General features: G+C 71.7%; 10 protein-coding genes and 1 pseudogene. 4 read left to right on the top strand and 7 right to left on the bottom strand.

What is annotated here, in order from left to right; all coding sequences use genetic code 11:
• Positions 1 to 544 precede the first annotated feature (544 nt).
• Complete coding sequence (locus ACFHWS_RS10410; protein WP_416554079.1) at positions 545 to 1,615, top strand: TIGR02996 domain-containing protein; 1,071 nt, start codon at positions 545 to 547, stop codon at positions 1,613 to 1,615.
• A gap of 2,901 nt (positions 1,616 to 4,516) precedes the next feature.
• Here the strand turns inward: ACFHWS_RS10410 and ACFHWS_RS10405 are convergent.
• From ACFHWS_RS10405 to ACFHWS_RS10395, 3 genes and pseudogenes are all read right to left on the bottom strand, one after another.
• A pseudogene (locus ACFHWS_RS10405) lies at positions 4,517 to 12,604 on the bottom strand (toxin glutamine deamidase domain-containing protein); the annotation flags it as partial.
• Between the two features lie 1,056 nt (positions 12,605 to 13,660).
• Positions 13,661 to 14,002 carry a hypothetical protein gene (locus ACFHWS_RS10400; RefSeq protein ID WP_416568085.1) on the bottom strand — a complete coding sequence of 114 codons (342 nt, stop codon included), beginning with the start codon at positions 14,000 to 14,002 and terminating at the stop codon, positions 13,661 to 13,663.
• A complete protein-coding gene (locus ACFHWS_RS10395) occupies positions 13,999 to 14,391 on the bottom strand; it encodes a YbaB/EbfC family nucleoid-associated protein (RefSeq protein ID WP_416554040.1) in 393 nt (130 codons plus the stop codon). The genes ACFHWS_RS10400 and ACFHWS_RS10395 overlap by 4 nt, the downstream gene beginning before the upstream one ends.
• 176 nt (positions 14,392 to 14,567) lie before the next feature.
• Here ACFHWS_RS10395 and mycP point away from each other — a divergent pair, with 176 nt between their 5' ends.
• Positions 14,568 to 15,875, top strand: a complete 1,308-nt coding sequence (gene mycP, locus ACFHWS_RS10390) for a type VII secretion-associated serine protease mycosin (protein ID WP_416568094.1) — start codon at positions 14,568 to 14,570, stop codon at positions 15,873 to 15,875.
• Positions 15,876 to 15,885: 10 nt separating this feature from the next.
• On the opposite strand, the gene ACFHWS_RS10385 is transcribed toward mycP, so the two are convergent.
• The 3 genes from ACFHWS_RS10385 to eccB all read right to left on the bottom strand — a co-directional run bounded on the left by ACFHWS_RS10385 (position 15,886) and on the right by eccB (position 18,120).
• The gene (locus ACFHWS_RS10385; RefSeq protein ID WP_282232770.1) at positions 15,886 to 16,170 is read right to left on the bottom strand and encodes a WXG100 family type VII secretion target; all 285 of its coding nucleotides are present in this window, start codon (positions 16,168 to 16,170) and stop codon (positions 15,886 to 15,888) included.
• A 14-nt stretch (positions 16,171 to 16,184) separates the two neighbouring features.
• Positions 16,185 to 16,508 (bottom strand): WXG100 family type VII secretion target, encoded by a 324-nt coding sequence (locus ACFHWS_RS10380; RefSeq protein WP_416554038.1) that lies wholly within the window; start codon positions 16,506 to 16,508, stop codon positions 16,185 to 16,187.
• 196 nt (positions 16,509 to 16,704) lie between these two features.
• The gene (gene eccB / locus ACFHWS_RS10375) at positions 16,705 to 18,120 is read right to left on the bottom strand and encodes a type VII secretion protein EccB (RefSeq protein ID WP_416554036.1); all 1,416 of its coding nucleotides are present in this window, start codon (positions 18,118 to 18,120) and stop codon (positions 16,705 to 16,707) included.
• Between the two features lie 124 nt (positions 18,121 to 18,244).
• Here eccB and ACFHWS_RS10370 point away from each other — a divergent pair, with 124 nt between their 5' ends.
• Entirely contained in the window at positions 18,245 to 19,006 is a 762-nt protein-coding gene (locus tag ACFHWS_RS10370) for an SUKH-3 domain-containing protein (RefSeq protein WP_416554034.1), read from the top strand.
• Here ACFHWS_RS10370 and eccD read toward each other — a convergent pair.
• A complete protein-coding gene (eccD, locus tag ACFHWS_RS10365; protein WP_416568084.1) occupies positions 18,996 to 20,393 on the bottom strand; it encodes a type VII secretion integral membrane protein EccD in 1,398 nt (465 codons plus the stop codon). The two genes, ACFHWS_RS10370 and eccD, sit on opposite strands and share 11 nt — an antisense overlap.
• A 125-nt stretch (positions 20,394 to 20,518) precedes the next feature.
• Between eccD and eccCa the strand changes: the two genes are divergently transcribed.
• A complete protein-coding gene (gene eccCa / locus ACFHWS_RS10360) occupies positions 20,519 to 24,478 on the top strand; it encodes a type VII secretion protein EccCa (protein WP_416554030.1) in 3,960 nt (1,319 codons plus the stop codon).
• Positions 24,479 to 24,535: the final 57 nt, after the last annotated feature.

Below are 24,535 nucleotides of genomic sequence, written 5' to 3'. Positions count from 1 at the left end.
GATCGACGGCCCGCAGCTGGACGAGCTGATCGGCGCGCAGCCCGATCACCTGACCGGCGGAGGCCGGCAACATCGGCAGGCTCTGCTGACCGTGCTCGGCGTCGACGGCGAGCCGGTGCAGCTGCTCGGTGAGCTGCGGCGCGAACGGAACGTACCCGTTGTGCACCAGCCGGGCCCGGTAGTCGCGCTGCTGGGCACGTTGCGGCTCGGTCAGCGTCGCCGGGTCCGCGCCGAGCACCGCCAGTACGGTCTCCGGAGCGATCACCGGTGAGGTGAGCCGCAGCAGCAGGTTCGCCAGGTCCGGCGGCAGCTGCGCCCACCGCGCGTACGCCTGCGGGGTGCCGCCGGTCAGGCCGAGCTGGTCGACGAGTACGCCGATCTCGGCACGCAGCGCCAGCCGGGTCGGCGGGTCGGCGGCGGTGTAGCGGGCCGCCAGCGCCCGGATCCGGGTCAGCCGGGGATCGGCTGGTCCACCGTCCCGACTCGCGGCCAGATCTGGTGCCCGCTGATCCGGCCCTGCCGCCTCGCCGCCGCGTACTGCTTCATGACCACCGGTATCGGCAGGCTGCTGTGCACCGTCACCGTCCCCGACTGGTCGATGATGTATCAGCCCATCCCGACGTGCGCCCCCGTCGCCCGCTGTTCGGTCGACGGTGTCTCCTTCGCCAGCCAGCCGAACTCGAACGGATGCAGCTCGATCGGATTCGCCGTCCCGACCAGCCGTTCGATCAGTTGCTGCGCGTCGTCCTTTGTCATCGCCCGGCACTCCACTTGTAGTCGTGGGTGGCGTCGATACGCTGCGGTCATGTCCGACGCCAGCGACGCCCGGCCCGCCGTCAGCGACACCCTGTACGCCGCCATTCTCGCCGACCCCGACGACATGGACCTGCGGCTGCGCTACGCCGACGCCATCGAACCCACCGACCCCGACCACGCCGAGCTGATCCGCGCCGAGATCGCCTGCGACCTGGCCGTCGTCGCCGGCAACCCGGTCAGCGACGAGTTGTCCGATCGGGCCGCCGTACTCAGCCACCGGCTGACTCCCCGACTCGGCGCGCCCGTCGCCGGCCTGGTCACCAACTGGCTCGTCCGGCGCGGATTTGCCGAGTTCGTCAAGCTGCCGGGGGCCGACTTCCTCGACCGCGGCGCGGAGATCTACCGCCGGGTTCCGGTCCGCCACGTCTGGCTCACCGATGTCGGTCCGGACCTGATCGGCCCGATCGCCGCGAGCCCGCTGCTGGCCCGACTCACCAGCCTCGGACTGAACAACAACCCGATCGGCGACGACGGACTGCGCACCCTGCTGGCCTCCCCGTACCTGCGCCAACTCCGCTGGTTGGGCCTGGTCAACTGCGGCATCACCCCGGTGGGTGCCGAACTGTTCGCCGAACTCGCCCCCCGGGTCCTGCCCCACCTGCGGTTCGTCTACTTCGCGCGCAACCGCGCCAAGCTCGTTCCCTACGGTGCCGGCTTCGACGCCGTCGGTGGGCAGGACCCGATCGACGTCTACGTTCCGGAGATTGCCGAGCGGATCACCGCCGAGCACGGACCGCTGCCCTGGCTCGACCCCGACATCGCCTGGCGGGGTGGGTACGTCGACTTCGGGCAGGTGTGACCGGGGTGGTGGCGAGCTTCGGTTGGCCTCGGCGATCCGCTGGGCGTGGAAGCGGATACTCGGCGGGATGTTGCGTGAGTCGTCGGGCAGCGCTGCGGCCAGTCTGCCCAGCTCGGACTCCACCGATTGCCGGAACTCGCCGAGCGACAGAATGAGCGGGCGGGCCACCGCAGCGGCACCGAGGATCCGCAGCTGGCCGGAGGCGTCGGACAGGCCGAGAAGGTCGTGGCTACCGCCACGGGCGGTTGCCGGCCCGTGCAGCGGGCGCAACTCCAGTGTGCTGGCCAGGGCGGCGACCCCGCCCGGGTATTCGGGGGCCTGGCCGATGGAGAGGACCACCCGGTCGTACTCCTGGCGGGTGCCATCGGTGAACTCGACCAGGAACGTACCGTCCAGCGTGTGCCGAGCGGAGACGATCTCGCGCAGGGTCTGACCGATCCGGCTATCGGTGGCGGCCACGTCGTACGCGCCGACGTCGGGCAACGTGTTGCGGCGGTTGTAGCCGCCGGAGAAGCTGCGCTGATACCGCAACTCGGCATCCCGGGCCGGGTCCCCGGTGCGGTCGGCCGGCGGCAGCCCGACCGCGCGGGCCGACCAGTCGATCGTGGCCGCCGGTGACGCGGCGGCCTGCTCGATGTCCCAGGCCCCGGAGGCGCCCGCGCCGAACACCAGCACCCGGTCACCCGGCTGGTACGCGTCGGCCAGGTTCTGCCCACCGAAGTCGACCCGGGGACGGGCTGGCCGAGGGTCGGTGAACCGGCCGTCGGCGTCGAAGCCGAGCCGCTGCGCGACGCCGGCCGGCAGCGCCGCCGAGTGGACCGGGGAGCCGTCCGGCGCGTACGGCGTGCCGGACGTCCGGTCGACCGCGTACCCGCTGTCCGGATCGACCACCAGCGGATCGGTGAGCCGGCCGGCGGTGTCAGCCAGCAGCGGCGGGTCGTCCTGGCTGGTACCCGTGCCGGTCAGGATGTCGGTGTCGGTGCCGCCGAGGACCGTACGGACCGGGGCGGGCAGCGTCGCCGGGTCGACGGGCAGGCCGGTCGGGTCCCGGAACACCGGCACCGGACCGGAGAGGTCGACCTGGTAGCCGGTCGCCGGGTCGACGTACCGGCCGGTGGTCGACGCCGGCGCGGCCGGCACCCGCGCCGGGCCCGGACCGGCGGCGATGTCCACGGTGGCCGCGTAGAAACTGCGCTCGCCGATCGTCACCCGGTAGGTGGCGTGGGCCGGCCAACCGGCGGCGTCGGTCGGGCGGGGGGTGATCGCGGTCGCGGTGCCCTGGTAGCTGGGCATCCCGGTGTACGCGCGGGCCGCGCCGACCGCCGCCGCGAAGTCGCTGGCGAGGGCGAACTGGGTGCCTTCGTCGGCGAAGTCCGCCGGCTGGAACGGCAGCCCGGGGATCTCCAACTCGGTGGGGACCTGCCCCATCAGCAGCTGCTGCCGGTCGGCCCACGGGTCGTGGCCCTGCGACACCGCCAGCACCGGCGGCAGGCCGTCCCCGGTGTCCGGCGGCGCGTCGAGGGTGGCGAAGTCGGCCGTGGCCGCCCAGCCGCCGCCGATGACCAGCCGGTCGAAGACGTGCCGCGGGTCGGCGCCGAGTGCCGCGTCCACCCGGTCGGTCAACGCCAGGTCAGCCCGGTCGCGGGCGGCGGTCGCCTGCGCGGCCCACTGGCGGGCCGCCGCCCGTACGTCGGCCTGTACCACCCGGATCTCGTCGGCCAGGCCGGGTCGGTCGCGGGCGACCGTGAGCAGCCCGGCGAGGTCCGCGAAGGCCGGCCCCAACTGGGTACGGACGGCAGCGAACCGGGCATCCGTGGCGGCCAGCCCGACCACCGGTACGTTCGGCACCAGGCTGTGCACCCGGTGCCCCGGGTACGGTTCCAGCAGCCCGCTGCTGATCAGCAGGCCGACCGCTTCGGCATGCAACTGGGCGACCTGGGCCGGGTCGGCGTGCCGGCCGGTGCCGGCCTGCGTCAACTGGTCGGCGACGGTACGCAGCTCCGCCAGCCGGCCGATGTCCCGGGCGGTCAGCTGCCGCTGTCCGTCACCTTCGGGCCGGGCGCCTTCGGCGAGCGCGGTCGTCGCATCGGTACGCAGCCCGTCGGCCCGATCCTGGGCGATGGCATCCACTTCGGCCAGTGCGGCGGCGACTGCCCGCCGGACATGGTCGGCGGAGGCCCGATCGGACACCCGTACGGTCGCCCCGTCGGCGTGCGTCGCGATGGTGGCGACGGGTGCCATCGTCGTACCGGGCGGCAGCGAGGTCACGGCGAGGGTGACGGTCACCGGCCCGGCCGAGGTGTCGAGGGTGACCGTGCCGGCGTCCGGGTCGGCGACCGCACCGGCCGGCAGCAGTCCAGTGTCGAGCGCGTCGCGTACCGCCGCAGCGACCGCGACCGGGTCGGCGGCGTGCAGCGCACCGCCGAAGGTCGTCCCGGCGGCGGCGCTGACCAGTCCGTCCGGCGCGGCGCTGAGCGACCCGTCCGGCCCGGCGGTGGCTAGTGGTTCGGCTCCGGCTGGTCCGTCAGTGGCCACACCTGGCGGCCGGTCGTCCGGCCCGCCCGGCGGGCCGCCGCGTACTCCTGCATGATGATCGATGGCGGCATGCTCCGGTGGGTCGTCACCGTCCCGTCGTGGTCTATCACCCAGTTCCCCTGGCCCAGACCCAGCCCCTGGGTTCGTTCCGTCTGCGAAAGGATTTCCCTCGCCACCCAGCCGAACTCGAACTCGTGCAGCGCTATCCGGTTCGGCGTCCCGACCAGCCGCTGGATCAGCTCCTGCGCTTCGTCCCGAGTCACTGTTGGTCCCTCCCCGTGCCGTCGGCGCATCCATCGACCACAACGTGTGCGTCGCCGCCAGGTACTCGGCGGGCGGCTGCGTCGCGGTTCCGCCGTACTGCGGATCCCACCACACCGGCCCGTCGGCCCCGTACGGGTAGACGATCAGGAACGCGTGCGAGCCGGCCGCCTGCGCGTTTCCGTCGGCGTCCAGGTGCAGCCGTCCGGTGTCCTGGTCGAAGCTCAGCCAGTCGGCGACGACCAGGGCTGCACTACCTGGGCCGGCCGCCGCCACCCGCTGCTGTAACTGCGCGTACTGCTCGGCGACCGCCGCCACCCGGTCCACCGGTGTCCCCGGCAGGTCCGCCGGCGGACCGACCCACTCCCCGCCCAACCACTCCTCGGCCCGGCTGATCCCGTCGGCCTCACCCGTGACCCGGTCGATCGTCCCGTCGCCCGCCCGGTCCGGCCAGCGCGGCAACGACACCATCGGCCGACCAAGAAACGTCGACAACCCCGCCAACGAACAATCCATACAATTGTTGCCCCGACCCGACCGCCCCGGACCACCATCATTCACCAACCCACCAAACGGATGCGACGACGGATCCGCACCCACCACAAACCCACCACCCGACCACAACACCGCCTCAAGATCAGCCTGAAAACCCACCTCCTCCAACGGCGCCAAATGCAACGGACCAACCGGACGCGGCCCCGACAGCCCATCGGCGCCGGCGACTACACCGGAGCTTCCGTCAGTTACTCCGGCGCCTCCGTCAGCTACTCGGTTTCCGGCGAGTCCGTCTCCGGCCACACCTGCCGACCCGAGATCCGCCCCTCCCGACGCTCCGCCGCGTACCGGCCGATCGTCACCGGTACCGGCAGACTGCCGTGCACCGTCACCGTCCCGTCCCGGTCGATGATGTAGCTCCCCAGGCCGACCCGCATCCCGGTGCCGCGTTCCTGCGGACTCAGGATCTCCTGCGCCAGCCAGCCGAACTCGAACTCGTGCAGCGCCATCCGATTCGGTGTCCCGACCAGCCGCTGGATCAGCTCCTGCGCTTCGTCCCGAGTCACTGTTGGTCCCTCCACCCGCTGCCGGCGCATCCATCGACCACAACGCATGGGTGCCGGCGACGATGTGCGTCGGCGGCACCGGCCACGTCTGGCCGTCCTGCGGATCCCACCACACCGGCCCGTCGGCCCCGTACGGGTAGACGATCAGGAACGCGTGCGAGCCGTCGGCCAGGGCGTTGCCGTCGGCGTCGACCTGCACCTGCCCGGTACGCTCGTCCACACTGAGCCAGTCGGCGACAACCAGGGCGGCACTACCCGGCCCGGCCGCCGCCACCCGATCCTGCAACTGCGCGTACTGCCGGGCGACCGCCACCGCCCGCTCCTGCGGCCCACCTGGCAGGTCCGCCGACGGACCGACCCACTCCCCGCCCAACCACTCCTCGGCCCGGCCGACACCGGCCGCCTCGCCGGTCTGCCGGTCGACGGCGCCGTCCGGCAGGATGTCCGGCCAGCGCGGCAACGACACCATCGGCCGACCAAGAAACGTCGACAACCCCGCCAACGAACAATCCATACAATTGTTGCCCCGACCCGACCGCCCCGGACCACCATCATTCACCAACCCACCAAACGGATGCGACGACGGATCCGCACCCACCACAAACCCACCACCCGACCACAACACCGCCTCAAGATCAGCCTGAAAACCCACCTCCTCCAACGGCGCCAAATGCAACGGACCAACCGGACGCGAGCCGGCCAGCGGCGCATCGCCGCCCGCCACGGGTACGGCCCGGTCGGCTACTCCGGTGGCGGGCCCGGCTCCGGCCACACCTGCCGACCCGAGATCCGGCCCTGCCGACGCTCCGCCGCGTACTCCTCGACCACCACCGTCGCCGGCAGGCTCGGCTGGGCGGTCACCACGCCCGTCAGGTCCACGATGAAGCTCCCCTGACCGATGTGCATCCCGGCTCGCCGCTCCTGGGTCGACAACTCCTCCCGGACCAGCCAGCCGAACTCGAACGGATACATCTCGATCGGGTTCCTGCTGCCCGGCAGTCTGCCGATCAGTGCTCTGGCCTCGTCCGCGGTCATCGACGACCCCTCCCTGCTCCGGCGATGTCGACGACTCACCTGCGGCATTCGCCGACGCCAGGGTCGTTGACCCGGTATCGCGGCCCGCACCGGACACCGGCCGGGTGCCGGTCAGGTCGGGCTGGCCTCCCGGCAGATCCGGGTCAACTCCGCCTCGCTCGGCAACGACACCGCCGTGAAGTGATGCGTCACCGACTCCGCCATCACCCGATCGACGAGCCTGGTCTGCTCCAGGTCCGGCGTCGAATAGAGAAACGCCGCTGCTACGTCCGGACGGAAGTTCCACCTCTGCGTCGGGCGATCCCAGATCACGGCCTGCACCGGTCCGCGCTCTTGAGCCAGCGCGAGCACGTTCGCCGGAGTCCCATCCAGCTCCCCTGGCGGGTACATCAGATAGTAGATGAATGTCATAGTCAGCCGAGACCCTCCCTTGCGCTATCTGATCGGCAAGTCCCACGAAGTCCACCTGATCGAGACCGAGACGGCCAGCAAACTCCGAAAACGCGATTCCTTGCCCATTCAACCATATCGCGAAATCACTGGCAACGTTGCGCCGCCTAGAATCACTTATCCATTTTGCAAATCCATTTTGGATCGAACTTCCGTAAGTTTCAGAAATCAGTTCCAGGCCGCCCGGAAGTTGCGACGACAGCCCAGTCGATTTGTTCATTATTAGAATATTTAGAAACGCTTCAACCCTGCTCTCGGATGACCGAACAGGATCTCGGACGACCTCGTACCAACCGTGGGTCTGCTTACCAACTAGCCAGCTTCGCTTCGTCGGGAACCGGACCTCGAATACGCGACCACTGGGAGATACAAGAACAGTGTTCAGCCCATAAAACCTGTTCCCCGGATTCCAATAGGACTTGACCTGTTGAACCTCATATCCCCGACCAACCAGGCCATCCAACGTCTCATTAACCGCCGAGCCATAATGTCGCTCTGGCGCCAGGAGCGAAAATCGAACTAGATCACCGACCTTGCCGAGCGCCCCATGTAGATCAAGCCCGATAGGCTCAAATTCCACCTTGAACTTCCGCACCAATGACTCAGCATGCTTTACCCGATGCTCGAGACCTACTGGCGTAAGCCTCTCCGGCCCGACGAGTCCAATCTCCGCGCCGGCCTCGGCAGCCGCCACAACAAGGTCTGCGAGTACGATATCGGCGTCTTGGCGAGCAGCAAGCAGAGCCGTGGCCAGGAGCTCCCGGTCGCCAGCCGAAAGGCTGTCCAGGTAGGGAATCGGCTCTAAATTCCCGACTGAATCGGACGAAGGGTCGCTTGCGACGAGAGAAGCCGTCAGGTCGGGCTGGCCTCCTGGCAGATCCGGGTCAACTCCGCCTCGCTCGGCAACGGCACCGCCGTGAAGTGATGCGTCACCGACTCCGCCGACACCCGGTCCACTCCTCGAAAGTTGTTGCGCTCCTGGTTCACGAACAGCACTGCTATCGCGACGTCCGGCTGGCAACTCCACTTGGCGGTCGGTCGGTCCCAGGTCACCGCCATCGTCGGGCCCGGATGGTTCGCTAGGGCGATCACGTTCGCCGGGTGGTCCGACGGACGTGTCGGGTGGTACAGCAGGAAGTACTGGAACTCCAAGTCCGCCACCCACATCACCTCTCCGGTCCAGCCCGAACCCGGGCACGTCAGTGTAATCAAGTCCCCGAGCCGTAAGCACGTCGACGAGAGTCTGTTGAGTTGTAGTGAGCCACTCGCCATAGCGCTGCCGAACAGTGTTGTCCGGAGCCGTACCTGAGTCGAGCTTGCCTAGCCACGCCGCAAGTCCATGGAACTTCGCCGGCCCGAACCGGTCTGCCAGAACATCGAGGCCACCGGGTAGCCCGTCGGCCAGTCCGGCCGCCTTGTTCAGCGCGAGAATGTCGAGGAAAGCGTTGACGCGATCAGCCGAATGAGAGTCCCTGTCCCGCAGCACCTCATCCAATCCGTGAGTCGCTTTTCCGACTCGCCAGCTCGCCTCGGTTGGAAACTGAATCTCGTACAGCTGACCCTCAGATGATCGAAGAGCGACATTGAGGCCGTAGAATCTGTTGCCGAGATGCCAGAAGACCTTGCCGGTCACCACTTGATGATGAGCCGACTCAAGGCCGCTGAGGACACGGTCGACCGCGGCACCGTAGGCGGGCCCAACGGGGCTCTGCACGGAGAAGCGGACGACGTCGTTGATCACGGCGAGCGCGGCTGGTATGTCATCGCCAACAGGGCGGTGCTCTGTCACGAACTTTCTGGCCAGCGACTCCGGATCCTTGACCCGATCCTTGGTCCCGAGCAGCCTGAGTTCCTGCACACCGGTCAGGTCACCCATCATTCGTAGCCCGACAAGGACGTCGTCCAGCGTTGCCTGGATCGCCTGCGCGCTCTCCCCCGCAGCCGCCACGCCATGCTCCAGCTCCTGCCGCTCGGCGTCGGACAGCCGATCGAGATAGCTCGTCGTATCCGCGGCAGGGCCGCCAGCTATCGGCTGGCCTCCTGGCAGATGCGGGTCAGCTCCGGCTCGCTCGGCAACGGCACCGCCGTGAAGTGATGCGTCACCGACTCCGCCGTCGCCCGGTCCGCTGCCCGTACGCTGTGGCGCTCCGGGTCGGCGTACAGGATCGACGCCGCCACGTCCGGCCGGAAGCCCCACCTCGACGTCGGACGGTCCCAGATCACCGCCTGGGTCGGCCCGGTGCCGGCCGCCACCGCTATCACGTTGACCGGCGGCCGGGTCTGGTCGTCCGTCCGATACAGCAGGTGGTAGCGGAAGGTCAGGGTCGGCATCTGTGCTTCCTATCGCATCGGGATCGAATCCGGGCAGGTCGGACGGGTCCAATCCTCGCGCAGCCAACTCCTGCCGGAAGCTGCGACTCGGGTCGGCGGCCAGCCAGTCGACGTAGTCCTGTCGCAGGCCGGCCTGGTCCTGCTTGCCGATCCACTTGGCGAAGCTGGTGTCCTTCGGTGGGCCGTACCGCTCGGTCAGCACCGGCATGCCACCGGGCATCCGGCCGGCAATGTCGTGCGCCTTGTTGACGGTGAGGATGTCGAGGAAGGCGTGCATCCGGTCGGCCGGGGTCCGCGCCGGGTCACGCATCACTTCGTACGGACCATGGGTTTGCTTGCCGATCGCCCAGCTGGTGACGGTGGGGAACTGCACCTCGTATGTCCGGCCGGTGGGCGTGACGAGGGTGCAGTTCAGCCCGAAGAACCGGTTACCGGGGTGCCAGAAGCTCTTGACGTCGGTCACCTGGTGGCCGCCGGCGGTCAACGCGTCGAGCACTCCCGCAACCGCCGGCCCGTACGCGTCGGTCTCCGGTGCCCGTACGGAGAACCGCACCACGTCGTTGATCTCGGCGAGCGCCTCCGGGAGGGTGTAGCCCTTCGGCTCGAAGTCGGTGCTGAACTTGCGGGCCAGCGACTCTGCACCTTTGACCCGGTACTCACTGCCCAGCGGGGTGAGCGCGGCGGTGCCGGCCAGGCCAAGATCGGTGTTGAGCCGGTCGCCGACGGTCCCCAGCTCGGCCAGGATCGCATCGGCATCGACCTGGGCGGCGGCCAGCTCGGCGAGCAGCGTGGCCCGGTCGGATTCGGTCAACGCATCCAGGTACGCCGATTCACCGGTCGCCCCGGTCGTCGACACCGCAGTCGTCTGCGGGCCGTCGGCCGGCATCGGATTGCCGTCGGCGTCGAGGACGATCGACCAGACCCCGTCGACCTCGCTGCCGTAGATCGGCGCAGCGTCGGAGACCTGCCGGCTCTGCGCGTCGATCCAGATGATCTGCCCGTCGTGGTTGACGGCGTTCCAGGTGTGCGCGCCGCCGCCGGCCGCAGCGGTCCAGCTGGTGATGATCAGCGCGGCGAATCCGGGGCCGGCGCGCCGCAGCTGGTCGGCGACCGCCTCCAAGCCGGCCGGCCCGCGGCCGGCAGGCGCGAAGGACGCCCCCAGCCACTGTTCCTGACGCCGGGTGCCGGCCGGCTCGGCGGTCACCGACGCGCCGGTCGCCGCCGCGACCTGTGGGTCGCCGTACCAGGTGGCGAGGACGGACAGGCCGACGTCGGCGCAGTTCGTGCCGCGGCCGGGGTTGGCCGGGCCACCGTCGTTGACCAGCTCCGGCCAGCGGCCGTCGCGCGGGTCGGGGTGCCGGGCCGGACGGCCGTCCGGCCCGACCGGCACCTCGTCGGTCAACGCCTGCTGGTCGGCGGGGTCCGGCGGCACCAGACCCTGCATGTCGCCGGTCGGTCTGGTCTCCGGCAGCGCCCGGCCGTCACCCAACGCGCCGGAATCCGGCGGTACGGTCGGGCCGGGCATCCGTTCGGTGTCCACCACCGGGGTGACGCCGAGTTTTTCCAGCATCGGCCCGCACGACCGGCAGGGTGGTCGGTAGTCGCCACGTTCGTACACCACGTCGACGTCCTGGGCGCGGCGGAACTGGTGGGTGACGATCCGCGCCCCGGCCAGCTCCGATCGGGCGTACGCGGCGAAGTCGCCGATCCGGCCGGCATCCTGCCACTGCCGATCCAGCTGGTAGACCACATCGGACACCATGGCGACCTCGGCGCACCGCCCGTGCCCGCTGCCGACCCGGCTGACCTGCTGAGCGACCTCGGCGAGCACTGTCTCGACCAGCGGGTGCGGCGTCGGCTGGGTGGCCGGGTCGGTGCTCTGGTCGGCGGTCATGCTGCTGTGTGTGGTGAGCTGCCCGCTGCGGGTCATCAACGCGCCGACCACGCCCGGCCGTTTACCCATCGAGATCTGTTCGCCCTGGGTGGCCTGCTGCTGGTGCCGGGTCACCGCACCCGTGACGGCGTCGACCAGGGCCCGGGACGCGTCGATGAGCGCCTGGTCGGCGTCCGTGCTGTTCGGATCGCCGTCGAACCGGACCGGGTCCAGCTGCCAACTGTGCGTACCGGTGCCGGTAGGGCCGGCCGACCGCTGCAGGGTCTGCGGGTCGACGGTGGTGCCGGCGGACGGTTGCCGGGGCGCCGGGCCGACCGGCTGGTCCGGGCCGCCGGTGGTCGCGGCCGGCGGCGCGGACGCCGGTGGGCCGATCGGCGGCAGTACCGGCGGCGTCGGGCTGGTCGTCGTGGTCGGGCTGGTCGCGGCCGACGCCGACCCCGTCGTGGTGGTCCCGGTCGGGGTGCCGACCGACTGGCCGGGCTGAGCCGGTACGGCTGGTGCGGCGACGGCCGGCCCGAAGCTGACCGAGCCGGCGGAGGGCCCGGCGGTAGGTCCGGCCACCGGCGCCGGTGGCCGGACCGGCGCCGAGGTGGTGCCGGTCGACGAGCTCCGTGGAGCAGCCGTGGGGTTGCCACCGGCCGTTGACGCCGCCGCCGCGGCCTGGGCAGTCGTCTGGGCTCCGGACTGAGCCGGCCCCGACGTGGCCGTCGTCGCCGGTGTAGACGTCGCAGCCGATGTCGACGTCGAACCCGGTGTGGGCGGGGAGCTCTGCGGCCCGGCTGCGATCACGGCCGGAGCCGCCGCCTGCGCTGAGGTACCTACCCCGGCCGGGGCACCGACGACGACCTGTACCGGCGGCCCGTCGTCCGCCCGCGTCGGCCCTACACCGTCCGGCGCCGTGACGTCCGGCGCCGTGACGTCCGGCGCCGTGACGTCCGGCGAGGTGATGTCCGGCGAGGTGATGTCCGGCGAGGCGGTGCTGGTCAACGGCGCGTCGGTCAACCGCGCGTTCGCCGGGCTGGCGGTGTCGCCCACGCCGACCGCCGCCGGCTGACCCGAGGTGACCACCGGTGGAGGCTCGGCACCAACAGTCGGTTGGATGCCGGGTTGGTCGACGACCGTCGGGGCCGCCTGGGTCGTCGGGGCGTCCTGCGTGGTCGGGGCCAACGAGATGGAGCCGGCCCCGGAATCCGGTACGGTCTGCGGCGTCGGGTCAGCCGTGACCGGAGCCGGGACGGCGGTACCCGTACCGCTGGCCGGGTCGGACCCGGTCGCGCCGAGGTCGAGCCCGGCGGCGTCCACGCTCGTCACCGGAGCAATGCCGGCCAGGTCGACGGTGCCGGGCACGCCGGCCGGCGGCGCGACACCACCCAGCCGGTTGGCCCAGCCGGCGGCCGTGCTGCCGGCGGAGGACGCCGCCATGGTGGCACCACCCCGACCGGCACCGCTGGTAAAACCGCCGAGCGCCCCCTGCCAGCCGGGGCTGGTCCACTGCTGGTTGACGGCGAGGTTCGCGGCGACGCTGGCCGCCGGGGAGATGACCGCGTTCTGCAAGCCGGCGGCGACCGACCGGCCGCCCCAGCGAACGACGCCAGCGGCCCGGAAATTCATTGCCGGCGGCCGGAACGACACCGGCACCCGAGGCGCGACCGTGTTACGCAGCAGCCGGTTGCCGCCGAAGCCGAGCATGCCGCCGAACGCGCCGCCGACCCCGGCGGTGAGGGTCCGCCGGCCGTCCCAGTCGTCGCGGTTGCCCTGGGCGACCTGGAACGCCTGGGCGCCGATGTCGATGATCAGCTCTTCGCCGATCTCCTGAGCCAGCTCGATGCCCAACTGGGTGCCGAGCCGCTGGGCGCCGGTTTGGGTGACGTGCGTGGTGGCGATCCTGGCCGAACCCTGCAGCGCGGCCCGCATCCCGGCCTGGGTGAGCAGCTGCCGGCCGAGCTGGGCCAGCAGCCGGCGGAACGCGACGGTGACCGCCTGCCGGCCGGCGGCGAGGATGCCGGGGATGGCACCGGCGGAGACGCCGCCCAGCCAGGCCATCAGCAACGCCACGAACACCGCGATCACCGTGATGGCCACCGCGATGAGAATCGTCAGCTTCGCGTACTCGATCTCGCTGGCCGCGGTGTCACAACCGTTCGCGAAGGCGGCGGCGGCCTTCTGCAGGACCGGCAGCCCGGTGTTGGGGCCGACCCCGACCTGCTGCCAGAAGTTGGCGAACTCGGCGCCCGCGTCGCCGCCCCAGCTTTCGATGACCCGCAGCGCGGCCGGGTCGGCGTCGGCCAACGCGACCCGTACCACCTCAGCGAGCTCACGCCAGGCGGCGGCGAGCTCACGCATCTGGTCCTCGTCGCCGGTGGGCCACGCCTCACCGGCGCTCACCCAGGTGACGGCATCCCAGACCCACCCGTACTCGCCGAACCACTCCCGGGGATTGATGATCGCCACGTCGTTGGCCCTCCGACAGCGACCGGGCTACCTGCCGCCGCCGAAGCTGTCGCCGACCGCGCCGTCGTCGGCGACCGTGCCGTCGACCGAGGAGACGATCCGGAGACCGGTGTCGGCGAACGCGGCGACGAGATCGTCACCGGCGTCCAGGGTCACCTTCGCCGGGGCCTCGTCACCGCCGTCCAGGTAGTGCTCGTTGAACGTCCGCCCGGCCTCGTCGTCGCCCCACGGTCGGGCCTCGTTGAGCGCCCGGATGCTGCCGGTGACGCGGGACCACTCGGCGGCCAGTGACTCGGCCGCCGCGCCGAGCGCGTTGCCGGCCGGGCGGGCCCGGTCGGGGTTGAGGAAGGTCTGCTGCGGCTCGGTCATTTCCGGTCGCCCCCGGGCAGGTCGGTGTCTAGCTGGCGGAAGATGCCTTCAAGATCGAAGTCCATGTGTGCCTGGAACTGTGCGTCGGGCACCAGCGGCCGGCAGATCCGCTCCACTTCGGCCATCGCCTGAGCGGTGGCGGCCCGGATGGTATCGGTGACCGTGGTGGACAGCTGCGCGGCGTTCGGCCGGCGGTAGATCCGCGGGTCGAGCTCCACCTTGGTGACCTGTCCTCTCGGCCCGACCGTCACGGTGACGAGCCCGTCGTCGGAGGTGACGGTGGCCGACACCGCCCGCAGCTGCTGCTGCAGGTCGGCGGCGCCGGAGCGCATCCGGTCGAACTGTGTCATCAACTCGTCGGCGCGGGCGCGCAGGCCGTGCACGTCCATCGTGTCCCTCCCCGTCGCCGCGTCACACCGGGCGCTGCCGGGCACTGAGTGGGCGTCGCCAGGCACCGCCGGTGAAGCGTCATGACGACGATACTGAATGTGTGCCAGCCGCACGAGCCCGCTGGTCGCCGCAGCTGGATTAGGATGTCGGGCGGTACGGGAGGTCTGGAGGTCAGCTGATGCGGTCACCGACCCGGCTGCTGGCCGTCGCGTTGGGCGTACTGCTGACCGGCGCGCCGAGCGTCCTGCCGGTCGTCGCGGCGGTGCCGGCGTCTGCTGCCCCGGGCAGTTGCCGTAGCCCTGCCGACCCCGGTCCGGTGATCCCTCAGATTTCCTGGCATCAGCGCTGGTTGGCGCCCGAACGCGGCTGGCCGGTGACCGACGGGTCGGGGGTACGGGTCGCGGTGATCGACTCCGGGGTCGACGACGACCACCCACAACTGTCCGGTCAGGTGGCTGCCGGCTTCGACCTGACCGGCGTCGAGGTCAACGGCACGGTGGACTGCGCCTCGCACGGCACCGCCGTGGCCAGCCTGATCGCCGCCACCAGGGTGGACGGCGTCGGCTTCCACGGCATCGCCCCAGGGGTGACGATCGTTCCGATCCGGGTCACCGAGCGGATCCAGGCGCGGCAGGACGGCTCCGCCTCACCGGCGGACCGGCTGGCCGAGGCGATCGACCTCGCGGTGGCCAGCGACGCGAAGGTGATCAACATGTCGCTGACCATGTACCGCGCGGACCCGGCGGTACGGGCCGCGGTCGAGCGCGCCGTGCGGGCTGACGTGGTGCTGGTGGCCGCCGCCGGCAACAGCCACCAGCAGGGCGCGCCGCCGGATCCGACGCCGTACCCGGCGGCGTTCGACGGGGTGATCGGCGTCGGGGCGATCGACGAGAACGGCGTACGGCTGGCGGATTCCCAGGTCGGTGACTACGTGGACCTGGTGGCGCCGGGTGGGGCGGTGGTGGCGGCGACCCGGGTGTCCGGGCACCAGGTGGTCGCCGGCACCAGCTACGCCGCCCCGGTGGTGAGCGCGACAGCGGCGCTGCTGCGGGCCGCCGAGCCGGATCTGTCGGCGGCCGATGTGGCCCGGCGGCTGACGGCGACGGCGGATCCGGCATCCGGCGGCCGGTCGGCGGGCTACGGCCACGGGGTGGTCAATCCGTACCGGGCGGTGACCGAGCGGTTGACGGCGGGCGAGCCGGTCGGCGCGCCGGCGCTGCCGACGGTCGTGCCGGATGTCGCCGCGGCGCAGCGGGCAGCTCGCTGGCAGCGGCTGACCCGGACCGCCGTGGCGGTCGCCGCCGGTACGGCGTTGCTGATCCTGGTGGTCGCGGTGACCGTGGCGGCACTGCCGGGTGGCCGACGCCGCCGCTGGCAGCCGACCCGGCGGATGGTCGACCGCAGCGGCGCGGCGTCGCAAGGCGGTACGCGCACCGATCCGCAGGAGGCGTACTTCGTGGTGCCCGGACCGGCTGGTCGGTGACCGAAGTCGTCTACTCGAACTTGGCCCGGTTGGCCGCCTCGCGTGCCTGCATTCGTACGGCCGCTTCGCGCAGCGCCTTCTCGATCCGGTTGAGCAGGTCCTTGAGGTCGTTGGCGGCAGACTCCCACTCCGCCTGCCGGGTCAGGTACGCGGTCTGCGCGTCACCCTCCCAGGTCGCCACCAACGGCTGGATGCCGGTCTTGAGGCCGTCGAGCTCTTGAATCATGTTCTTGGCCGCGGTGCCGCAATTGTCGGCGGCGTTGTTCAGCGCGGCGAAATCGTAGCGGATGTCCATCTCGATCCCTCCGGTCAGAGCTTCAGCGCCGCAGTGATCTGGCCGGCGGTCGCCCCCGCCGAATCCATCTCGGATTTGATCTCATCGTCGCTGACTTCGTAGTCCTTACCGGCCGAACCGACCGCCTCGGCGATCGACCGCAACGCCAGGTTCAGCCGCGCCATGTCCTCGTCGAACGCCTGACGCACCTGCTGGAACGAGCCGGCACCGATGCCCTTCCACTGGTCGTAGAGCGGCATGAGCTGGTCCATCAACTGGTTCAGGTTGCCGGTCAGCCGGTTCGCGACGTCATCGACGTCCTTCTCGGTCTGAACCATCAGCCCGGTATTGGTGTTCATCCCGGTCATGGTGGTCTTCACCCCGTCCTCTGGTGGGATGCCCCGCAATTCGAGGGGCGGTGCCGCATGGTGCGCGGACGCACCATCTGTCAACGGAAACGGTAGTTCCTTGTGTCCAGTGACGCCAGACCGATACCGGTCGATCAGGACGGTCCGACCGCCACCCGCCCGCCGTCCCTCGATCCACAATAGCCGGTCAAGCTGGTCGTCGGGCCGCCGCCGGTTCCAGCGCCGGCCCGCCCGGCAGCCGCACCACCAGGCTGGCGGGTAGTCGTACCGGCTCCACCTCTGGGTAGCCGAGCATCGCGGCGACCGCCCGGTCCGCCAGTGGATAGCGGACGCCGAGGTCGGTCACCAGGGTCAGGGTGCCGGCCGGGGCGTCCGGCGCGGGCATCGACTCGACCAACGCGCCGTGGCCGGGCTCGATCACCACCCGGTCCGCCAGCGGTACGCCGTCGGCGGTGCGCGCCGGGGTGACGATCGCCTGCGTCGGCGGCTCGACCTGCGCGTCGACCAGCACCTGCGGCTGGTGGCTGCCGGGCGGATAGCCGGCGCAGACGCTCTGCCGGCCGTCGGTCAGCCGCAGAATGTCCGGTCGGCGCTGCGGCGACCGGGCGCCGGTCTCCCCGGACTCGACCGCCCGCGGCGCGCCGACCACGGTGGCGGCGGCAACCGGCCGCGCGGTCGGCGGTTCGCCGCCGTACGCGTCCCGGGTGCCCGGATCGGCGAGCAGCACCTCGGCCTGCAACTCGGTCAGCGGTGCCAGCCGGTCCCGTTCGGCAAGGTAGTACTGCCGATCGCCGGTCTGGTTCTCGACCACGTAGATCTCGCCGGTGACCGCGTCCGGCAGCGCGGTCGACGGCTCGCCCCGGCCGGGCACCGGCCGGCTGCCGATCGGCTCCGCGGCCGGCAACGCGTTCAGCCAGGCCCCGCCGACCAGCACGACCGGCTCGGAGCGCAGGGCCAGGCCCTCCAGGACGATGTCCTCGTCGACCAGTTCGTGCCGCTGGTCCCGCCAGATCAGCTGCAGGTGCCCGGTGTCGGCGTCGCGGACCAGCAGCGCCCCGTCGTCGGTGGGCCGGCCACCGAGCGGCGGCCGGCCGACGGTCAGCACCGTGGTGGTCACCAGCTCACCGGACTCGTCCCGGACGGCCTGGGAGCACAGTGTCCACCCGCCGGTCAGCATCCGCTTCGCGTCGGGCAGCGCGTCCGGTGCGTCCGGGATGCCGATCCGAGGGCCACGGGGCGTACCGGCCAGGGAGTTGCGTGACACGTCGGTCACCGGGGCGAAGGACTCCAGCGCCAGCAGCGCCGAGGCGTAGTTGACCACCGGATGCAGGTGCCCCTCGCGGTAGAGGTACCTGGTGCCGGTCTCCCTCTCCAGGATCACCGAGGCGCCGTCCTGCCAGCTGGTCGCTCCACCGGGGACGATGAAGCCGAAGACGCCGACCGCGCCGAGGCACAGCACCGCCACCATGACCCCGCCGAGGCCCGCGCCGCCAAGCCGCTGAAACGGGGCGACCGCCGGATCCGGGTCCCTCGCCACCAGCGCGGACGTCATCCGCTGGACGAAGAACTGGTACGACTGGACCTGGTCGCGCCGCGACGGCATGCCTGGCTTCCTTCCACCCGTCAGCGCCGCACGGCTGCACCACCACGCGGCGTGCTGCCTACCATAGGGTCCGGTGACGACGGCGTAGCGTGGGGTCTCGCCCGCAGCCCGGAGGGAAACATCGATGCTCGGTCGCGACGAGGCGCTGGACCTGGCCCGCCAATGGGCGACCGAGCACGGCGCCGGCACCGACGAACGGATCGGCCTGCACGAGTTCGAGCACGGATACGTCGCCTGGCTGATCCCCACCGACGACGCGGGAAGTCGGACGGCCGGGCCGCCGACCGGTTCCGGGTCGCCGCGGATCGTGATCGACCGGGAGTCCGGCGAGGTCAGCCAGTGGCCGCCGGTCCCGGTGACGGTCGTCGCCGAGCGGTACGCCGCCGCCCGGGCCGCCGACCGCCGATTCCCGCCGGACGTCCGGCCGGTGCTGGAGGCCGCCGGCTGGTTCCCCGGCCGGGACGTCTCCGCGATGGTCGACCAGTGGGCCGCCCGGTGGGCGGGTGAACTCGACGGACTGGTCATGGCGCCGGTCGCCCGCGCGGCGCTGACCGAGTTCGGCGGGCTGACCATAGCCCAGTTCGGCTCGGACGGCACCGCCGACGCCGGCTTCCCGACCTTCGTCCACCCGGTACGCAGCGGCCTGGTCACCGAGGAGGCCCGGGTCTTCGTCGACGAGTACGACCATCCGGTGTTCCCGCTCGGCGGCAACTCGGACGGCCCCGCCGAGCTGGTCGTCGACGCCGCCGGCCGGGTCGTCCTGCTGCACTGGGCCGGCTACCAGTACGTCGCCGACGACGTCGACACGGCACTGATCCGGCTGGTCCGGGGCGGCCCGTTCCCGCCGCTGCGGCCGGAGCAGCTCGCAGCCGGAGTCAGCCGTTGATCGCCCGCATGAAGCCGTACAGGCCGAGCACGGCGCAGGCCACCGGCACCACGGCCAGCTGCAGCACCACGTCCAGCCCGTCGCCGAGCCGGGCCAGCCGGGGCGTCGGCGGGCGTCGGCTGTAGACCATCCCGGCCGCCAGCACCAGCGCCACCACCAGCAGCACCACGGGCAGCAGGGCCAGCCGGGTACCGGCCGCCATCCCACCCGTACCGGTCAGGGTCAGCAGACCGACGCCGACCAGGCCGCCGGCCAGCAGCGGCACCCGGTGCCGGATGGTCGAGACCAGCCGGGCCCGCAGCAGCTGACCGGCCGTCACCACCGCGACCAGCAGCACCGCGCCGACCGTCGCCGACAGGGTCAGCACCGCTGACCCGGCGGCAGCGACCACGGCCGCACCGAACATCAGGCCGGTCAGCACCTCGTCGGCGCGGGCCGTCGCCCGGTAGATCTCCGCCCGGTCCGGCTGCGGGTCGTCGCGGACCAGGTCCTCGGCGGTACGCGGCAGCGCCGGCATCGGCAGTTTGCCGGCCCGGACCGAGATCAGCGGCAGCGCCGGCAGCAGCAGGGTCACCACGGCCACCAGCACCGCTGCGGCGCGCGGCCCGTCCAGCGACCCGACGGCCAGCACCGCCCCGGTCGTCCCGCTGACCCCGGCGAAGATCGCCGCCACGAAGACCCGGCCGGCGTCCCCGACGCCCAGCATGCCGAGCACCCCGGTCAGGGTCAGCGCCGCCGAACCGACCAGCAGATGCGGTGCCCCCAGATCGGTGACCGGTTCGCCGCCGGCCAGCGACACCGCGCCGCCGACGAACGCGTACGGCAGGGCCAGGGCGGCGAGCACCGCGCCGGCCAGCGAGTCGGCCATCGTCCGGGACAGCAGCACGCCGACCGCGACGAGGACGGCTGCGGTGCCGAGCAGGGCCGCCCCGGCGGCCGCCCCGGCGGCCACCCCGGTGCCGCCGGCGGTCACCACCGCGACCAGGGCGAGCAGCAGCAGAACGGCACCGGTCAGCAAACCGGTCAGCCGGGTGGCGGCCGGCGTCCAGGACAGTCCGCGCCGGCGGGCACCGGCGGCGATCGCCTCCATCAGGTCGTCGTAGGCCAGCTCCGGCCACTCGGTACGGCGGGGCAGCAGATGCAGCGTCTCGCCGTCGCGGACCTGCTGCGCGGCGAGCGTACGGTTGAGGTCCAGGGTGGATCCGTTGGTACGCCGCAGCGCCCAGCCGCCGTCGGCCGTACCGTCGGAGGGGTTCTCGTCGGCCTGCCGCAGCACCGCCGGGAGCAGCCCGACCAGCGGCAGGTGTTCGGGCAGGGCGAGGTCGATGCGTCGGGTCGGCGCCACGACGGCGATCCGGGCGAGTCCGGTTCCGGCCTGGGTGACCACTGCTGACTCCTCATCAAGCCGCGCGGGCTGTCCTGACTCGAGAAGGCTACCTACCATGTGCCGGTGCCGTCGGTGCCGGTAGTGACCCGGTGTCCGGGTGTGACGACGACGGGGAGGGTCGATCCGTGGGTACGGTGGTGATACGGCGTCCAACGCGCCGACCCGAGCCGGAGTACCCGTCCGGCGAGGTTCTGCTCGATGCGCCGCCCGAAGTGCCGGCGCCAACCGGCCGGACCTGGGGGCAGCTGATGATGCTGCTGCCGATGCTGGCCGGGTCGGTCGCGATGGCGCTGATGTACGCCGGCCGGGGCGGATCGACGCTCAGCTACGTCGCCGGTGGCCTGTTCGGCCTCTCCGCGCTCGGCATGCTCGCCACCCAGCTGTCCAACCAGGCGGGTGGGCCGAGCCGGCAGGAGATGGCACAGCGGCGGAGGGAATACCTGGCGCATCTGTCGCGGCAGCGTCGCCGGGTGCTGCGGACCGTACACCAGCAGCGGGAGGCCACGTTCTACCGGCACCCGGACCCGCAGACGCTGTGGTCGGTGCCGGTCGGTCCCCGACTGTGGGAACGCCGCCGCGGCGACCCCGACTTCGCCACCGTACGGGTCGGTCTCGGGCCGCAGGAGCTGGCGACGCCGCTGATCCCACCGCCGCCGACCGCGCTGGAAAAGCTGGAACCGATGTGCGCGTTGGCGCTGCGCCGGTTCCTGACCAGCTACGCCACTGTTCCGCAGTTGCCGGTGGACATGGCGCTGCGCGGCTTCGCCCGGGTGCATCTGCGCGGCGACCCCGACCCGGTCCGCGCCCTGGTCCGGGCGGTGATCGCCCAAGCCACCGCGTTCCACGCGCCGGACGACATGCTGGTGGCGATCTGCCCGGCCCCGACCCGGCGGGAGCACTGGGAGTGGGTCAAGTGGCTGCCGCACGCGCTGCACCCGACCCGCACCGATGCGACCGGCGCGCTACGGCTGGTGTCGTCGACGGTGACCGGGTTGGAAGCGATGCTCGACGACATGCTCGCCAACCGCCCCCGGTTCAACCTGGCCGGCGGCGGCTCCGCCACCACCTCCGGCCCGCACCTGCTGGTGGTGCTCGACGGCGGTGACCCGGCCGGCTCCGATCACCTGATGACCGACGGCGGCGTGGAGGGGGTGACCATCGTCGACCTGTCCGAGCCACCGCCCCGGGTGCTCGACCGGGCCCGGCTGGTGCTCGATGTCGCCGCCGACGGGTCGATGGCCAGTGTCACCCTGGACGGCCGAGCGCAGATCGGCACCGCCGACACCTGCACGATCGCCGAGGCGGAGACGTTGGCGATGGAGCTGGCGCCGCTGCGACTGTCCGCCGCGTCCCGGGGCGAGCAGCCGCTGCACCTGGAGCAGGACCTGGCCGACCTGCTCGACCTGGGCGACCCGTACGAGTTCGACGTGGAGCGGGCGTGGACGCCCCGGCCGAACCGGGACCGGCTGCGGGTGCCGCTCGGGCTGACCCCGGACGGCACCCCGGTCGAGCTGGACCTCAAGGAGTCCGCGCAGGACGGCATGGGCCCACACGGCCTGCTGATCGGCGCCACCGGCTCCGGCAAGTCGGAGCTGCTGCGCACCCTGGTGCTGGCGCTCGCCGCCACCCACTCGTCGGAGACGCTCAACTTCGTGCTGATCGACTTCAAGGGCGGGGCGACGTTCACCCGGCTGGACAAGCTGCCGCACACCAGCGCGGTGATCACCAACCTCTCCGACGAGCTGCCGCTGGTCGACCGGATGACCGACGCGATCAACGGCGAGCTGGTCCGCCGGCAGGAGCTGCTCCGCTCGGCCGGCAACTACGCATCGCAGCGTGACTACGAGAAGGCCCGGGCGGCCGGGGCGCCGCTGGAGCCGATGCCGGCGCTGCTGATCATCTGTGACGAGTTCTCCGAACTGCTGACCGCCAAGCCGGACTTCATCGACATGTTCGTCCAGATCGGTCGGGTCGGCCGGTCGTTGAGCGTGCATCTGCTGCTCGCCTCGCAGCGGCTGGAGGAGGGCCGGCTGCGCGGACTGGACACCCACCTGTCGTACCGGATCGGCCTGCGGACCTTCTCCGCGATGGAGAGCCGGGTGGTGCTCGGCGCCACCGACGCGTACGAACTGCCCCGCTCCCCCGGCCACGGCTACCTACGGTTCGGCACCGAACCGCTGGTACGGTTCCGGGCCGCGTACGTCTCCGGCACGTACCGCAGCAAGACCGCCGAGGCGGTCGCCGCCGGCGACGGCGACGACCGGGTCCAGGAATACACCACCCAGTACGTCGCACCCCGGCTGCCGGCCGACGCCCGCCAGCCCGGGCCCGAACCGGCCGACACCACAACCGGCGAGAGCCTGCTCGACATCCTGGTCAGCCGGCTCACCGGCCGCGGCAAACCGGCCCACCAGGTGTGGCTGCCGCCGCTCGGCGCTCCGATGACCCTCGACCAGCTGCTCTCGCCGCTGGTCGCCGACCCGGAACGCGGCATCACCGCGGCCAGCCCGACCCTGCAGGGCGAGCTGCGGGCCGCTGTCGGCCTGATCGACAAGCCGTTCGAGCAGCGCCGCGACGTGCTCTGGCTGGAGCTGGGCGGCTCTGCCGGGCACACCGTCGTCGTCGGCGGCCCGCAGAGCGGCAAGAGCACCCTGCTGCGTACGGTCGTGTCGTCGCTCGCCCTCACCCATACCCCACGCGAGGTGCAGATCTACTGCCTCGACCTGGGCAGCGGCGCGCTCACCGCGCTGCGTGACCTGCCGCAGGTCGGCGGGGTCGCCACCCGGCTGGACGCCGGGCAGGTCCGCCGGACCATCGCCGAGCTGCGGCTGCTGATGGCCCAGCGGGAACGCCGGTTCGCCGAGAACCGGATCGACTCGATGGCCACCTACCGGCGGGAACGCCGGCACGGCGGGCACACCGACGACCCGTTCGGCGACGTGTTCCTGGTGATCGACGGCTGGGCGGCGGTACGCGCCGAGTTCGAGGACCTGGAGCCGGCGATCAACGACATCGCCAACCGGGGGTTGTCGTTCGGCGTCCACCTGGTAATCAGCGCCGGCCGGTGGATGGACCTGCGACCGGCGGTACGCGACGTCTTCGGCACCCGGCTGGAGCTGCGCCTCGCCGACGCCAGCGACTCCAACCTGGACCGGCGGGCGGCGATGAACGTGCCGGACAAGTCGCCCGGCCGGGGCATCACCCCGGACGGCATGCAGTTCCTCGCCGCGCTGCCCCGCACCGACGGCGACGCCGACGCCGGGACCCTCGCCGACGGTGCCCGGCGGTTCGTCACCGACGTCGCCGCCGCCTGGCAGGGCCCGGGTGCGCCACCGGTGCGGCTGCTGCCGGCCGTGGTGCCGTACGAGTCGGTGCCGGACACCGGACGCCCCGGCGTGCCGATCGGCATCGCCGAGGTCGACCTGCAGCCCGTACACCTGGACCTGGGCACCGATCCGCACTTCATCGTCTTCGGCGACGGCGAGTCCGGCAAGAGCAGCTTCCTGCGGGCGCTGGCCCGGGGCATCACCGACCGCAACGATCTGACCCAGGCCCGGCTCATCGTCGTCGACTACCGGCGCAGCCTGCTCGGCGACATCAGCGAAAAACACCAGATCGGGTACGGCACCTCGGCGGACGTCACCGCCGGCATGCTGACCGAGGTGGTCAATGTGATGCGTGACCGGCTGCCCCCGGCGGACGTGACCCCGGAGCAGCTGCGTACCCGCAGCTGGTGGCGGGGCCCCGACCTGTACATCCTGGTCGACGACTACGACCTCGTCGCCGGTGGCGGCGGCAACCCGCTGCTGCCGCTGCTGGAGTTCCTGCCGCAGGCCCGTGACATCGGGCTGCACCTGGTGATCGCCAGGCGCAGTGGCGGCGCCAGCCGGGCCCTGTACGAGCCGATCCTGATGCGACTGCGCGAGCTCAGCTCGCCGGGCCTGGTGATGTCCGGCAGCCGCGACGAGGGGGTGCTGCTCGGCAACGTCCGGCCCGGCCCGCTGCCGCCGGGGCGGGGCTGGCTGGTCACCAGGCGGGAAGGCACCCGGCTGGTCCAGTTGCTACATCTACCGTCCACATCGTGACTCTCGGTCCACGACAATTGCGGTGACGCGATAGTTTTGTGGATGCCGATACGCGCA

Origin of the sequence: Micromonospora sp. LOL_013, assembly GCF_048060315.1 — a bacterium.
Taxonomy (GTDB): domain Bacteria; phylum Actinomycetota; class Actinomycetes; order Mycobacteriales; family Micromonosporaceae; genus Micromonospora_E.
Note: the sequence above shows the minus strand (reverse complement) of the source record. Positions and strands in the feature narration are given on the sequence as shown.